Below are 13,802 nucleotides of genomic sequence, written 5' to 3'. Positions count from 1 at the left end.
GATAAAAGAGGCTCGCAAGCATGCCAGTGCGCTGCCCGCCGGTCGAGTGTAGCCGGTGGTGGAACACAGCATTGCGGCGGCCGGCAGAACCCCGTTGCCACCCCGCGCTCTAATTACCAGTGCGCGACGTGCCCGGTATCGTTGCCGTCTCTTTAAGGCTCGTCTGACTATCCGAACGGACCGGGCGATACGCGGGAACTATCGGAGGCATCGGAACTCCAATTAGCACTCACCCGGCCAGAGTGCTAAGATGTGTTGCAGTGCCGCCGATCCCCCAAGGGCCGCGGCGCACCGGCAACCAAACCGCCGGACGCGAAAGGAGCCATTGAGTGAACGCAGTCTTGTCTGCCGACCAAACCCTGACGAACAACCGTCTGCCGACGGTGCCCCGGAACACGGGCAGCTTTGCGCTGACCTTTCCGGCGACCGTGGGCAACCTCGACAGCTATATCCAGGCTGTCCACCGCATTCCGCTGCTGACCGCGGAAGAAGAGCAACGCCTCGCGCGCGAGCTGCGCGACCACGACTCCGTCGACGCGGCGCGCCGGCTGGTGATGTCGCACCTGCGCCTGGTGGTGTCGATTGCCCGGCAGTACCTCGGCTACGGCCTGCCTCATGCCGACCTGATCCAGGAAGGCAATATCGGCCTGATGAAGGCGGTGAAGCGTTTCGATCCGGACCAGGGCGTGCGCCTGGTGTCGTACGCGATGCACTGGATCAAGGCCGAAATCCATGAATACGTGCTGAAGAACTGGCGCATGGTCAAGGTGGCCACCACCAAGGCCCAGCGCAAGCTGTTCTTCAACCTGCGCAGCCACAAGCAGGGCGGGCACACCTTCACGCCGGAGCAGGTCGAGGCCGTCGCGCGCGAGCTGAACGTCAAGCCCGACGAAGTGATGGAGATGGAAACCCGCCTGTCGGGCGGCGACCTGGCGCTCGAAGGCCAGGTCGACGACGGCGAAGAGGAGTTCGCCCCCATCGCCTATCTGGCCGACAACCACAACGAGCCGACCCGCGTGATGGAAGCCAGGCGCCACGACCGCATGCAGGTCGAGGGGCTGGAAGAAGCACTGGGCAAGCTCGACGAGCGCAGCCGTCGCATCATCGAGGCGCGCTGGCTCAACGTCGAGGACGACGGCTCGGGTGGCGCCACGCTGCACGAGCTGGCCGACGAGTTCGGCGTGTCGGCCGAGCGCATCCGCCAGATCGAGGCGGCGGCGATGAAGAAGATGAAGGGCGCGCTGCAGGCCTTTGCCTGATCGTCACCGCCAACATGCAAAAGGCCGGTCCATGGACCGGCCTTTTTGTTGCCCGCGAAGCGATGGTGCGACGTTATGCCGCACCCTTGCCATACCCTTGCGCCCTGCTCGCGTCAGGACAACAGCTGTTTCAGGTCGTGCGCGATCGGCTCCGGACCCTGGCCATGGCGGATAAACAGCCGCAGCTTGCCCTGCGGATCGAAGATATAGCTGCCGGCCGAGTGATCCACGGTGTAGTTGCTGGGTGAGCTGCCCGGCACCTTGGCGTAGAACACCTTGAAGTCCTTGGCCAGCTTCTGCAGCGCGGCCTCGTCGGCGGGGCGCAGCCCGACGAAGCGCGGATCGAAGGCCGGCACGTACTGGGCCAGCAGCGCCTGCGTATCGCGTTCCGGATCGACCGTGACGAACAGCACCTGCACGCGGTCCGCGTCCGGCCCCAGCTGCTCCATCACCGCCTTCAGTTCGGCCATGGTGGTGGGACACACGTCCGGGCAGTGGGTGTAGCCAAAGAACATCACCACTGCCTTGCCCTTGTAGTCGGCCAGGGTCCGCACCTTGCCGGTGTGGTCGGTCAGCTTGAAGTCCTTGCCGAAGTCGGCGGCGCCGGTGATATCGACATTGCGGAACGATGCCTTCGGTTGCCCGCAGGCGGCGACGGCCAGGGCCAGCGCGGCCAGCAGGGAAAAGCGGCGGAAGGCGGCGAACAGGCCGGAAGCGGAGCTGAAGCGTGGCATGCGGGGGACGGGTCAGGGATGAGAAGGAAACAGCATGCAGTATCGCCGATCATGCTGCTGCGCTCGCGCCGGCGCGGCAAGATGCCGCAGCCGGGGGCGCGCTGGCGCGGATCAGACCTGCGGCACGAACTTGAAGTAGTGGTCGACCAGCAGCGCCGCGAACAGCAGCGACAGGTACAGGATCGAGAAGCGGAAGGTGCGCTGCGCCAGTTCGTCCGAATAGTTGCGGTACAGCTTCCAGGCATAGGCCAGGAAGCCCGCGCCCAGCGCCAGCGCGGCCGCCAGGTAGATATAGCCGCTCATGCCGTAGACGAAGGGCAGCAGCGTCGCCGCGATCATGATCAGCGTGTACAGCAGGATATGCAGCAGCGTGTAGCGCTCGCCGTGCGTGACCGGCAGCATCGGCAGGCCAGACTTGGCGTAGTCGGCGCGGCGGTACAGCGCCAGCGCCCAGAAATGCGGCGGGGTCCAGGTGAAGATGATCAGCACCAGGAACCAGGCCTCGGCCGGCACCTCGCCGGCGACCGCGGCCCACCCCAGCGCCGGCGGCATCGCCCCGGAGAGGCCGCCGATGACGATGTTCTGCGGCGTGGCCGGCTTGAGCAGGATGGTGTAGACCACCGCATAGCCCAGGAAGGTGGCAAAGGTCAGCCACATGGTCAGGTCGTTGGCGTAGACGTGCAGCAGCCACATCCCCGCGCCGCCCAGGATGGCCGAGAACACCAGCGTCTGGCGCGTGGTGATCTCGCCGGTGGCCGACGGGCGCCAGGCGGTGCGGCGCATCAGCGCATCGATCTTCTGCTCGACCAGGCAATTGATGGCAAAGGCCGCGCCGGCCAGCAGCCAGATGCCGGCGGCGCCGCCGATCAGCACCGGCCACGGCACCATGCCGGGCGTGGCGAGGAACATGCCGATGATGGCGCAGAACACGGCCAGCTGCGTCACGCGCGGCTTGGTCAGGGCGGCATATTGCCGGGCCAGGTGCCGCATGCGGCTCAACTTGCCCAGGGAATGGGGGTGGGTAGCGGTAACCACGGAAGGGGTCTTGTCTTTCATGTGGCGCGGGCGGCAGTCGGCACGGCAGCGGGGGCGCCGGCGGCCCGGGTCGTCAGACCGATATTGTAGTGGAGACGGACCAACAGCAGCAGCAGCACCGCGGCGCCGCCGTTGTGCGCGACCGCCGCCACCAGCGGCCAGTCGAACACGATATTGGACAGCCCGGTGGCCAGTTGCAGCACCAGCGTCGCCAGCAGCCAGCCGGCGGCGCGGCCGAGTCCTTCAAGCCGGCGCGCGCGCAGGCCGAACCACGCCAGGTAGCCCAGCACGATCACGGCAAAGCCGCGATGCACCCAGTGGATCGCCACCAGCGCCGCGTGCGGGATGTAGTCGCCGTCGGCGGTCATGCCCAGCTGGCGCCACAGCGTGAAGCCATGGCGGAAGTCCATTTCCGGCACCAGCTGGCCATTGCACAGCGGGAAGTCGGTGCAGGCCAGCACCGCGTAGTTGGTGCTGACCCAGCCGCCCAGGAATATCTGGATCACCAGCAGCAGCAGGCCGATGCGCACCGGCCAGCGCAGCCGCGCCGCCTGCGGCGCGACCAGGTGCGGCGGGTCATTGCGCGAGCCCAGCTGGATCAGTACCGCCAGCAGCGCCATGCCCAGCATCAGGTGCGTGACGACGATGATGGGCTGCAGCTTCAGGGTCACGGTGAAGGCACCGAATGCGCCCTGCACACACACCAGCAGCAGCACGCCGCTGGCGAACCAGGGCGACTGTTTCAGCTCGCGCCGCTTGACCCACGCCAGCACCATCAGGGTGATGATCAGCACGCCGACGGCCATGGCGAAGTAGCGGTGGATCATCTCGATCCACGCCTTGGCCAGCGTCACCGGCCCGCTGGGCATCGCGGTCTCGGCGGCGCGGATCGGCTCCATCGCCGCATGCGGATTGGAATGCCCGTAGCAGCCGGGCCAGTCCGGACAGCCCAGCCCGGAGTCGGTCAGGCGCGTGAAGCTGCCGAACATGATCAGGTCCAGCGTCAGGAACGCCGTGATCCAGGCGAGCTTGCGGTACTTGTTGCGGTCGCCCTTCACCATCACGTAGGACAGCGGGAACAGTGCGATCAGGACGCCGATGATGGCCAGTTGCAGCAGCATGCCCGTTCCCTCAACCGATGCGGGAGACCTTGAGCAGCTTCTTCAGGTCGCCGCTCATCTTCTTCGGGTCCGGGTCCTGCGGGAAACGCATCATCAGGTTGCCCAGCGGGTCGACCAGGAACAGCGTGTCCTCGGCGCGCTTGCCCGGCTCGGCCGGCAGCCACTGCTGCGCGGCCTGGCGGTCGATGCGCAAAAAGCGCACTCCCGCGTAGGGCTCGTTGTACGCGGCGACCAGGCGCTCGTCGATCTTGCCATCGTCGGTGACCAGCCACACCGGCACGATGCGCAGGCGGTCCTGCCCCTGCCCGGCGCGGATCTGGCGGATGGTGAACAGCTTCCTGGCGCAGGCCTCGTCACAGGCCGACGGATCGGCGCTGACCAGCAGCCACTTGCCGCGGAACTGCTCCAGCGGCACGGCCTGGCCCTGCTCGTCGGTGACGCGCACCGGCGGCATCGGCCGCTGCGGGTCGACCAGCGCCCCATAGTTGGTGGCGCCGCCGCGCGGCTTGATCACGTAGTAGGTGAAGTAGGAGGCGATCACCGGCGACGCGCACACCAGCAGCAGCATCAGCATCTGCAGGCGGCCACGGCGCGTGCGCGCATCGATGCGGGGGTCGCGCGGCGAGGCCGCGGCGGCCGGAGCGGAGTCTTGCTGTGCCATGGAGTACGTCTGTCCTTTGTCTTCGGCAAGCCCATGCGGCGGTATGCGGCGCAGGGGCGGTCAATTCATTCGATCAGGGCGCGGCCAGCCGGCGCGCACGGCGCCAGCCCAGCACGACCACCAGCACCAACGTCAGCGCGGCCAGCCCAAACCACTGGAAGGCGTAGCCATAGTGGCGCTCGGCGCCGGCGTCGACAGGCGCCCAGTCTCGCGCCAGGCCGTCGCCGCTGTCGTTGCGCTGCTCGATCACCAGCGGGTGCAGGTCCAGCCCGGTTTCGGCGGCATATGGCGCGATCTCGAGGTTCTGGCGGATCCTGCTGCCGGCCGCCTCCTGGCCCAGGCTATAGACCCGCGGCACGCCGGCCAGTGCGGTGCCGGTGATGGTCACTTCGCCCGCGGGTGTCGGGAACGGCTTGATCCGGGTGCGGTCCTGGGCATCGCGCGGCAGCCAGCCGCGCAGCACCAGCACCGCGCGCGCGCCACCGGTCTCACCCGGCGCCGCGCCGATCACCAGCGGCGTCACCACCAGGAAGCCCGCGCGGCTGTCGCCGCTGCGGCCACCGGTGCCGTGGGGGCGATTATCCAGCAATACGGTGCGCGCTGCGTCGAAGCGCCCGCTCGCGCGCACCGCGCGGTCGGTCACAACTTGTGACAGCGGCGCCGTGCCCAGCACCACCGGCGGCTGGGTTGCGAGCGCCTGCAGCCGCGCGGCGCGCGCTTCCTTCTCGTGCGCGCGATCGAGCTGCCAGTTGCCCAGCGCACAAGTCACCGCGATCACGACCAGCGCGGCGGCCAGCGGCAACGGGCTGGCGAAGCGGCGCCAGCTCATCGTCCCTGCGGCACTGCTGCGAAGCGCGCCCCGGTGCGATAATGGGCCTGTGCGCCGCACGTCGCGCCGCGCCAGCCCCCAGACTGCCCCGCCATGCGCTTTGTCATCATCATCGCCTTCATCCTGATCATCGCCAGCCTGGCCTCGGCCTTGTTCTTCATGATGCGCGACCGCGGCAAGACGCCCAACATGATGCGCTCGCTGATGCTGCGCGTGGGCTTCTCGGTGGCGCTGTTCCTGTTCATCCTGTTCTCGAGCTGGATGGGCTGGATCCACAGCACCGGCATCCGCATGGCGCCCTGAATCCGCGCGCCACGGCAACCCCAAGCGGGCCCGCAAAAGACAAACGCCGCAGGCTGACCAGGCCCCTGCGGCGTTTCTCTTTTGCGTTGGCGCCGGCGGTCCCGTTCTGTCCGGGGCCCGCCGGCCGGTACGGCAGCCGGATTTACAGCCAGTACACCACGACGTAGAGGAACAGCCACACCACGTCAACGAAGTGCCAGTACCAGGCCGCGCCTTCGAAGGCGAAGTGGTGCTCGGGGGTGAAGTGGCCCTTCAGCACGCGGATCAGCACCACCGCCAGCATGATCGCGCCCATGGTCACGTGGAAGCCGTGGAAGCCGGTCAGCAGGAAGAAGGTCGAGCCGTAGATGCCCGAGCTCAGCTTCAGGTTCAGGTCCGAGTAGGCGTGCATGTACTCGTACACCTGGAAGCCCATGAAGATCGCGCCCAGCAGGATGGTCAGCGCCAGCCCCTGGATCAGCTGGCTGCGCTTGCCGGCCAGCAGCGCGTGGTGCGCCCAGGTCAGCGTCACGCCCGACATCAGCAGCAGCGCGGTGTTGATGGTCGGGATCGGCCACGGGCCCATGGTCCGGAAGTTTTCCACCACGCCGGCCGGGCCGGTGTTGGGCCATACCGCGGCGAAGTCGGGCCACAGGATCTTGTTGTTCAGGTCGCCCAGCCACGGCATGGCGATGGCGCGGGCATAGAACAGCGCGCCGAAGAACGCGGCGAAGAACATCACCTCGGAGAAGATGAACCAGCCCATCGACCAGCGGAACGACAGGTCGATGTTCTTGCCGTACATGCCGCCTTCGGACTCGCTGATGGCGTCGCCAAACCAGCTCTTGAGCACGAACAGGAACCACAGCAGGCCGAAGCCGCACAGGTACGGCGCCCAGGGCTGCCCGTTTACCCAACCGGCGGCGCCGGCGCCCGTCATCAGCAGGCCGAAGCTTGCCGTGATCGGGTGGCGCGACGGGCCCGGTACGAAGTAGTACGGAGCGTTTGCGCGATTCGCACTCATTCTTTTATCTCCAGCTCAGAGTCTTTGATTCAGTATTCGTTGTCCCCGCCTTGGCACTGCAGGCCACCCGCCTCCTCTGGGCCGGCCCCGCCGCCGCGGTTGCTTTGTTCTGCGACTGCTTTTGTTGTCTACCCTTCCTGCCCTGCTACGCCGCCGCCTGGCTCACCACCATGCGCACGATCACGACCAGGATCGCGATGAACACTGCCGCCGCGATCAGCCCGGCGATCACCACATGGACCGGGTTCAGCCGCGCCATGTCGCGCTCGTGCTCGGCGCCCTTGCGCAGGCCGATGAACGACCACAGCACCGCGCGCATGGTCTGCGCAAACGACAGCTTGCGCTTGACCGCGTCCTTCATCTCATCCATCGCCCCGTCCTCCGCTTGGCCGGCCTGCGGCCCGCCGCTCGCTTCAGATGCCCTTACCGGCCGGCGCCGGCTGCGGCGCCAGCTGGCCTTCGGGTGCCTGCGCCACCGGCGTGCCCACCTCGAAGAAGGTGTACGACAGCGTGATGCTCTTCACATCCTTGGGCAGCGCGGGATCGATCACGAATACCACCGGCATCTCGCGCGCCTCGTTCGCCTTGAGCGTCTGCTGCTTGAAGCAGAAGCACTCCAGCTTCATGAAATACTGGGTCGCCTGCTTGGGCGCGTAGCTCGGGATGGCCTGCGCCGAGATGTCGCGCGGCTGCCCGTTGGCCACCTCGTAGACGATCGTCGCCATCTCGCCGGGATGCACTTCCATGCTGTTCTTCACCGGCCGGAAGGCGAAGGGCCCGCGCGCGTTGGAGTCGAACTCCACCGTGATGGTGCGGCTCTTGTCGACCTGCGTGTTCTTCACCGCGCCATGCAGCTCGCGCGTGGTGATCACGTTGATGCCGGTGATTTCGCAGATCTTCTTGTACAGCGGCACCAGCGCGTAGCCGAAGCCGAACATCACGGCAACGATCACGACCAGCCGCAGCATCATGCCGCGGTTGAACCGCCTGTCCGCTTCCCTGCCCGACTGCTGCTCGATGCTCATCTCGCTACCCTGCCGCCTCAGCCAAGGAACTTCATCTTGGCGAAGAACCCCAGAAAGAAAACCACCACGATCGACAACAGGATCAGGCCAAGGCGCCGGTTGGCGGCCTTGTGGTCCGGGCGTGACGGGCTTTTGTCTGGAGACTGCATAACGGTCTTGATACCTGCCGGCGCGGAGGGGCGGTCGCTGCCGCCCCTCCGCGGCCTGGTTACGCGGGTACCGCCTTAGCGGACCTGCGGCGGAACTTCAAAGGTGTGGAACGGCGCCGGCGACGGCACGGTCCACTCCAGGCCCTCGGCGCCATCCCAGGGCTTGTCCGTGGCCTGCTGGCCGCCACGGTACGACGGCAGCACCACGAAGAAGAAGAAATACACCTGCATCAGGCCGAAGCCGAGCGCACCGATCGACGCGATCGCGTTGAAATCGGCGAACTGGGTCGGGTAGTCGGCATAGCGGCGCGGCATACCGGCCAGCCCCAGGAAGTGCATCGGGAAGAAGGTCACGTTGAAGAAGATCAGCGAACCCCAGAAGTGGATCTGGCCGCGAGCCTCGTTGTACATGAAGCCGCTCCACTTCGGACCCCAGTAGTAGAAGCCCGCGAACAGCGCGAACAGCGAGCCGGCCACCAGCACGTAGTGGAAGTGCGCGACGATGAAGTAGGTGTCCTGCAGCTGGATGTCGATCGGCGCCACCGCCGGCATCAGGCCGGTGAAGCCGCCGATGGTGAACACGAAGATAAAGCCGATCGCGAACAGCATCGGGGTCTCGAAGGTCATCGAGCCGCGCCACATGGTGGCGATCCAGTTGAAGATCTTCACCGCCGTCGGCACCGCGATCAGCATGGTCGCGTACATGAAGAACAGCTGGCCGGTCACCGGCATGCCGGTCGTGAACATGTGGTGGGCCCACACGATGAACGACAGGATGGCGATGGAAGCCGTGGCGTACACCATCGAGCTGTAGCCGAACAGGCGCTTGCGCGCGAACGCCGGCACCACGTGCGAGATGATCCCGAATGCCGGCAGGATCATGATGTAGACCTCGGGATGGCCGAAGAACCAGAAGATATGCTGGTACATCACCGGGTCGCCGCCGCCGGCGGCCGAGAAGAAGCTGGTACCGAAGTGGCGGTCGGTCAGCACCATGGTGATGGCGCCGGCCAGCACCGGCATCACGGCGATCAGCAGATAGGCGGTGATCAGCCAGGTCCAGCAGAACATCGGCATCTTCATCAGCGTCATGCCGGGGGCGCGCATGTTGAGGATGGTCACGATGATGTTGATCGAGCCCATGATCGACGACGCGCCCATGATGTGCATGGCGAAGATGGCCATGTCCATGCCCGGGCCCATCTGCACCGACAGCGGCGCGTACAGGGTCCAGCCGGCGGCCGTGGCGCCGCCCGGGGCGAAGAACGAGCCGGCCAGCAGCAGCGCGGCCGGCGGCATCAGCCAGAAGCTGAAGTTGTTCATGCGCGCGAACGCCATGTCGGAGGCGCCGATCTGCAGCGGGATCATCCAGTTGGCGAAGCCGACGAAGGCCGGCATGATCGCGCCGAACACCATCACCAGGCCATGCATGGTGGTGAACTGGTTGAACAACTCGGGGCGGAAGAACTGCAGGCCCGGCTCGAACAGCTCCAGGCGGATCAGCAGCGCCAGCACGCCGCCCGACAGCAGCATGATGAACGAGAACAGCAGGTACAGCGTACCGATGTCCTTGTGGTTGGTGGCGAACAGCCAGCGGCGCCAGCCATGCGGGTGATCGTGCGCGTGGTCGTCATGCGCGTGATCGTGCGGATGGGCGAGTGCGTCCGGGGTAGCAGTACTCATCGCAAATGCTCCTCTAATCCTGTTCTTTCTTCAGCGGGTCAGCCCGCGACGCGGTTGCCCGCGAGACTGGCCTGCTTGTCAGCCTGGGCGGCCGGCTTGGCCTCGGCCTTCGGCGCTTCGCCGCCGGCCGCACCGCCGCCTTCGGGGAACTTGCCCAAGCGGGCACCCACGAATTCGCCCGGCTGGATCACTTCACCCGTCTTGTTGCTCCAGGCGTTGCGCGTATAGGTCATGACCGTGGCCAGCTCGGTGTCCGAGAGCTGCTTCCACGACGGCATGCCGCCCTTGCCTTCGAGCAGGATGTGCATCTGGCCGGCCTTCGGGCCGTTCACGATCTTGGAGCCGTCCAGCGCCGGGAACGCGCCGGCGCCCTTGCCGTTGGGCTGGTGGCAGACCGCGCAGTTGGCCGCGTAGATCTTCTCGCCGCGCACCTTGGCTTCGTCCAGGGTCCAGGTCTTGTTGGGATCGTCGGCCTTGGCCGCCAGCTCCTTCTTCTTGCCGTCGACCCACTTGGTGTAGTCGGCGTCGGAGACCACGCGCACCACGATCGGCATGAAGGCGTGTTCCTTGCCGCACAGCTCGGCGCACTGGCCGCGGTACACGCCGATCTTCTCGGCCTTGAACCAGGTGTCGCGCACGAAGCCCGGAATCGCATCCTGCTTGACGCCGAAGGCCGGGATCATCCAGGCGTGGATCACGTCGTTGGCAGTGGTGACGATGCGGATCTTCTTGTTGACCGGCACCACCAGCTCGTTGTCGACCTCCATCAGGTAGGTGTTCGACTTGGCCTGCTCGTTGTTGATCTGCTCGCGCGGAGTGGTCAGGGTCGACACGAAGGAGATGCCCTCGCCTTCGCCCTTCAGGTAGTCATAGCCCCACTTCCACTGGTAACCCGTGGCCTTGATGGTGACGTCCGAGTTGGTGGTGTCCTTCATCGCGACCACGGTCTTGGTGGCCGGCAGGGCCATCGCGATCACGATCAGGAACGGGACGATGGTCCACACCACCTCGACGGTGATGCTCTCGTGGAAAGAGGCGGGCTTGGCGCCCTTGGCCTTGCGGTGCGTGAAGATGGAATAGAACATCACGCTGAACACCGCGATGAAGATCACCGTGCAGATGATCAGCATCATCCAGTTCAGCCAGTGAATCTGTTCGGCGATCTTGGTAACCGGCTCGGTCAGGTTGAGCTGGCGCACGGCGGGGCCGCCCGGCATGTCGCTGACCGCGGACGCCGCCTGGCTGGCAAGCAGGGACGCGCCGGCCAGACAAACTGCGGATGCCTTCTTCCACATTTTCATTTGTTATCTACCCAATTTACAGATTCAAATCTGTCCCCGCCGCCGCTTGCACCGCCTCTCAGAGGCGGCGCAAGGCCACTGCGAGCTCCTGCGCGAACTTGCGTCGCCGGTACGGGTCCACGTAACACCCCACCTGTACCGCACGCCTGCCCGAGCGCAGCGTCACCAGCGCGCGGAACGATTCACCCAGTTCGATCCGCACCCAGCACGGATTGAATTCCTGGCGCGTCACCCGCCCGGCGCTGGCTGTCTCCACGACCAGCGTGCCGTCGGTGATGCTGACGCGCTCATAGTCTGTCGCATGGCGCGCATACACAAGCAGGGCGATGCCCAGCCCGATCAGCTCGATGCTGGCAAAGGGCAGCACGAGCCACGACCCTTGCCAGGCGAAAAACAACGCGATGGCAAGCGAAACCGTGAGGATCGAGAGGTAAAACCAGCCGACCTGGCGTGGACTCAGCGAGCAGTTCCGCTTCATCAGCCAGTCGGGGGGCGAGGAGGAAGGTCCGTCGAGATTTCCGCCGGAGTCACCACCTGCCGTCTGGAATGCGATACCCAAGTCTTGCATCGCCAACCACTCTGCATCGGATGCACACCCGGGACGATGGCGTCCGGACCGCACAGTGCGTGCAAACCAGGACGTTCTTGTGCCAGGGGACCACTGCGACAAACTGGCGCATTATAGGGCGCTTCCCATACACGGACAAGGGCGCGCCTTGACCGCAAGGCTTGCGCGCTACCTGATTCTGTGCATGGGCCGAAATGCCGCCATCGCCCCGCCCGCCGCGCCTGCACTATGTTTGCGGCAATCCGCCCCCGGCGCAAGTTAACTCAGTTTTAACCTGCGCGACGCGGTTTTGCACGGCCGATCTGGTCCAGTGGCACCACCGCGCGGCCTTCGCCGTCGCGAGCCTGGGCGCCGCGCGGGGCCAGTTTCCAGGCATGGCCGTAGACGATCTCGAAGCTCAGCGCGATCACGCCGTCGGCGTTGCGGCGCCGCTCCAGCGCCTGCGTCAGCGCCTGATACCAGCGGCGGCCGCGCAGGCCCCGCGGCGGCGCCCCGGCGGGCACGCGCAGGCCGCCGAAGGCCTGCACCTCGCGCAGCAGCGTGGCGGGCGACTCGTAGGTCACGGTCAGGGTTTCCATGTCCATCACCGGCGTCGACCAGCCGCTGTGCACCAGCATGTCGCCGATGTCGTGCATGTCGACAAAGCGCAACGTATGGGGCGCGTCGTCGACCTCGGCGAAGGCCGCGCGCAGCTCCTTCAGCGTGTCCGGGCCAAACAGCGAGAACAGCACCAGGCCTTCGTCGCGCGCCACCCGGTGCCACTCCGGGAACACGCGGTGAGGCTCCGGATGCCAGTGCAGGGCCAGGTTGGACCACAGCAGGTCGAAGCTCGCGGGCGCAAAAGGCAGTGTGGCAAGATCGCCCTGGACCAGGTCGAACAGCGGCCGCTTGCCCAGCATGCGGCCGATCCAGCCGGGCCGGCGCTGCGGATCGCGCTGGCCGGCCTCGGCCAGCATCGCGCCGGAGATGTCCAGGCCGGCGATCTGCGCATCCGGAAAGCGCGCGCGCAGCCCGGCCAGGCCCTGGCCGTGGCCGCAGCCGAGATCCAGCGCGCGCTGCGGCGCCAGGCGGATCACCTCCATGCGTTCCTGCATGCGGCGTCCGATCTCGCCCAGCAGGAAGTCGAGCTGGCCGAAGCCGCGGCTGCGCCGATCGAAGGCAAGCCGGGTCAGGCGCGCGGGCGGCAGGAAGGCATCGGGAGAATCGGCGGCATGCAGGGACACGGGCAGACAGGGCAGCAAGGAAACCAGGAACCGGCGCGCGGGCGGGATCTGCCCCAGGCGCCGGACGAACCCGGCCGCCGCGCGCGATGGGCCGCGGCCGGACGGCAAGTATACGCGCGCACCGCGCGGGCTGCCGGCGCCGCCGGCCGCGTGTTGTCGCGCGCGTGCGAGCAGTTGTTGCCCAGCGCCTGCGCGCTGTGCGGGGCGGTGCAGCGGCACGTGGTGTGTGCGCCCTGCGCGGCCGACCTGCTGCGCCCGGTGCGGCGCTGCCCGGTGTGCGCGCTGGCGCTGGGGCGGCATTTCCACTGCCCGGCCTGCGGCGCCTCGCCCCGCGCCTTCGACCATGCCGATACGCTGGGCGACTACGCCTCGCCACAGGACCAGCTGGTGCTGGCGCTCAAGTTCGGCCATGCCCTGCCGCTGGCGGCCTGGCTCGCCACCAGGCTGGCCGAGCGCCTGCCGGCGGCCTGGACCCGGGCCGGTCAAGGCGCGCCGGACTTGATCGCCCCGGTGCCACTGTCACCGCAACGGCTGGCCGCGCGCGGCTTCAACCAGGCCTGGGAAATCGCGCGGCCGCTGGCGCGCCGCCTGGGCCTGCGCGCCGACCCGGTGCTGCTGCAACGCCAGCGCGACACCGGCAGCCAGCGCGCGCTGGACCTGGCCGCGCGCCAGGTCAACCTGCGTGGCGCCTTTGCCGCCGCGCGCGACACGCGGCTGGACGGCCTGCACGTGGCGCTGGTGGACGATGTCATGACCTCCGGCGCGACCCTGCACGAGGCCGCCGCCGTGCTGAAGGCACAGGGCGCAGCCCGGGTCAGCGTGATCGTCGCGCTGCGCACGCCGTAGTGGCATAACACCGGGCGGGATGACACGGGCACAGGCGCGCGGTAAGCTGCGCACCGTTCTGA

Annotated in this window: 16 protein-coding genes; 3 read left to right on the top strand and 13 right to left on the bottom strand. The window is 67.1% G+C overall.

The features are described 5' to 3' along the window. Positions 1-329: 329 nt before the first annotated feature. Entirely contained in the window at positions 330-1,259 is a 930-nt protein-coding gene (rpoH, locus tag CBM2586_RS01605; RefSeq protein ID WP_115686687.1) for an RNA polymerase sigma factor RpoH, read from the top strand. A 113-nt stretch (positions 1,260-1,372) separates the two neighbouring features. Here the strand turns inward: rpoH and CBM2586_RS01600 are convergent, their stop codons facing one another. From CBM2586_RS01600 to CBM2586_RS01580, 5 genes are all read right to left on the bottom strand, one after another. Next, positions 1,373-1,993, bottom strand: coding sequence for an SCO family protein (locus CBM2586_RS01600; RefSeq protein WP_115686686.1), 621 nt, complete (start codon positions 1,991-1,993; stop codon positions 1,373-1,375). Positions 1,994-2,104: 111 nt separating this feature from the next. Further along, on the bottom strand, positions 2,105-3,049 hold the full coding sequence (cyoE, locus tag CBM2586_RS01595; RefSeq protein ID WP_115663125.1) for a heme o synthase: 945 nt from the start codon (positions 3,047-3,049) through the stop codon (positions 2,105-2,107). Continuing rightward, positions 3,046-4,149 (bottom strand): COX15/CtaA family protein, encoded by a 1,104-nt coding sequence (locus CBM2586_RS01590; protein WP_115686685.1) that lies wholly within the window; start codon positions 4,147-4,149, stop codon positions 3,046-3,048. Before CBM2586_RS01590 ends, cyoE begins: the two co-directional genes overlap by 4 nt. Before the next feature lie 10 nt (positions 4,150-4,159). Beyond that, positions 4,160-4,810, bottom strand: coding sequence for an SCO family protein (locus tag CBM2586_RS01585; RefSeq protein WP_115663127.1), 651 nt, complete (start codon positions 4,808-4,810; stop codon positions 4,160-4,162). Between the two features lie 73 nt (positions 4,811-4,883). Continuing rightward, positions 4,884-5,639 carry an SURF1 family protein gene (locus CBM2586_RS01580; RefSeq protein WP_115686684.1) on the bottom strand — a complete coding sequence of 252 codons (756 nt, stop codon included), beginning with the start codon at positions 5,637-5,639 and terminating at the stop codon, positions 4,884-4,886. A gap of 93 nt (positions 5,640-5,732) precedes the next feature. Here CBM2586_RS01580 and CBM2586_RS01575 point away from each other — a divergent pair, with 93 nt between their 5' ends. Further along, positions 5,733-5,942: a twin transmembrane helix small protein gene (locus CBM2586_RS01575; protein ID WP_012351630.1), complete on the top strand. Its 210-nt coding sequence runs from the start codon at positions 5,733-5,735 to the stop codon at positions 5,940-5,942. A gap of 142 nt (positions 5,943-6,084) precedes the next feature. On the opposite strand, the gene CBM2586_RS01570 is transcribed toward CBM2586_RS01575, so the two are convergent. The 8 genes from CBM2586_RS01570 to CBM2586_RS01540 form a co-directional block, all read right to left on the bottom strand. Then, positions 6,085-6,945 (bottom strand): cytochrome c oxidase subunit 3, encoded by an 861-nt coding sequence (locus tag CBM2586_RS01570; RefSeq protein WP_115663129.1) that lies wholly within the window; start codon positions 6,943-6,945, stop codon positions 6,085-6,087. 145 nt (positions 6,946-7,090) lie between these two features. After that, on the bottom strand, positions 7,091-7,315 hold the full coding sequence (locus tag CBM2586_RS01565; RefSeq protein WP_111518157.1) for a DUF2970 domain-containing protein: 225 nt from the start codon (positions 7,313-7,315) through the stop codon (positions 7,091-7,093). A 43-nt stretch (positions 7,316-7,358) separates the two neighbouring features. Beyond that, positions 7,359-7,970 (bottom strand): cytochrome c oxidase assembly protein, encoded by a 612-nt coding sequence (locus tag CBM2586_RS01560; protein WP_115663130.1) that lies wholly within the window; start codon positions 7,968-7,970, stop codon positions 7,359-7,361. A gap of 17 nt (positions 7,971-7,987) precedes the next feature. Next, positions 7,988-8,119: a cytochrome oxidase small assembly protein gene (locus CBM2586_RS31945; protein ID WP_217449847.1), complete on the bottom strand. Its 132-nt coding sequence runs from the start codon at positions 8,117-8,119 to the stop codon at positions 7,988-7,990. 75 nt (positions 8,120-8,194) lie between these two features. After that, positions 8,195-9,802: a cytochrome c oxidase subunit I gene (gene ctaD / locus CBM2586_RS01555; protein WP_115663131.1), complete on the bottom strand. Its 1,608-nt coding sequence runs from the start codon at positions 9,800-9,802 to the stop codon at positions 8,195-8,197. A gap of 38 nt (positions 9,803-9,840) precedes the next feature. Then, entirely contained in the window at positions 9,841-11,103 is a 1,263-nt protein-coding gene (gene coxB / locus CBM2586_RS01550; protein ID WP_115686683.1) for a cytochrome c oxidase subunit II, read from the bottom strand. A gap of 58 nt (positions 11,104-11,161) precedes the next feature. After that, positions 11,162-11,671, bottom strand: a complete 510-nt coding sequence (locus CBM2586_RS01545; RefSeq protein WP_115686682.1) for a DUF2244 domain-containing protein — start codon at positions 11,669-11,671, stop codon at positions 11,162-11,164. 269 nt (positions 11,672-11,940) lie between these two features. Further along, the gene (locus CBM2586_RS01540) at positions 11,941-12,894 is read right to left on the bottom strand and encodes a methyltransferase domain-containing protein (RefSeq protein WP_172583279.1); all 954 of its coding nucleotides are present in this window, start codon (positions 12,892-12,894) and stop codon (positions 11,941-11,943) included. Between CBM2586_RS01540 and CBM2586_RS01535 the strand changes: the two genes are divergently transcribed. Beyond that, positions 12,883-13,740 carry a ComF family protein gene (locus tag CBM2586_RS01535; RefSeq protein ID WP_231942517.1) on the top strand — a complete coding sequence of 286 codons (858 nt, stop codon included), beginning with the start codon at positions 12,883-12,885 and terminating at the stop codon, positions 13,738-13,740. The genes CBM2586_RS01540 and CBM2586_RS01535 overlap by 12 nt on opposite strands. The last annotated feature ends 62 nt before the right edge of the window (positions 13,741-13,802 follow it).

This window comes from Cupriavidus taiwanensis (assembly GCF_900250115.1).
In the GTDB taxonomy this organism is placed as follows: Bacteria; Pseudomonadota; Gammaproteobacteria; order Burkholderiales; family Burkholderiaceae; genus Cupriavidus; species Cupriavidus taiwanensis_B.
The sequence above is the reverse complement of the archived record's forward strand: the minus strand, read 5'-3'. Positions and strand labels throughout refer to the sequence as shown.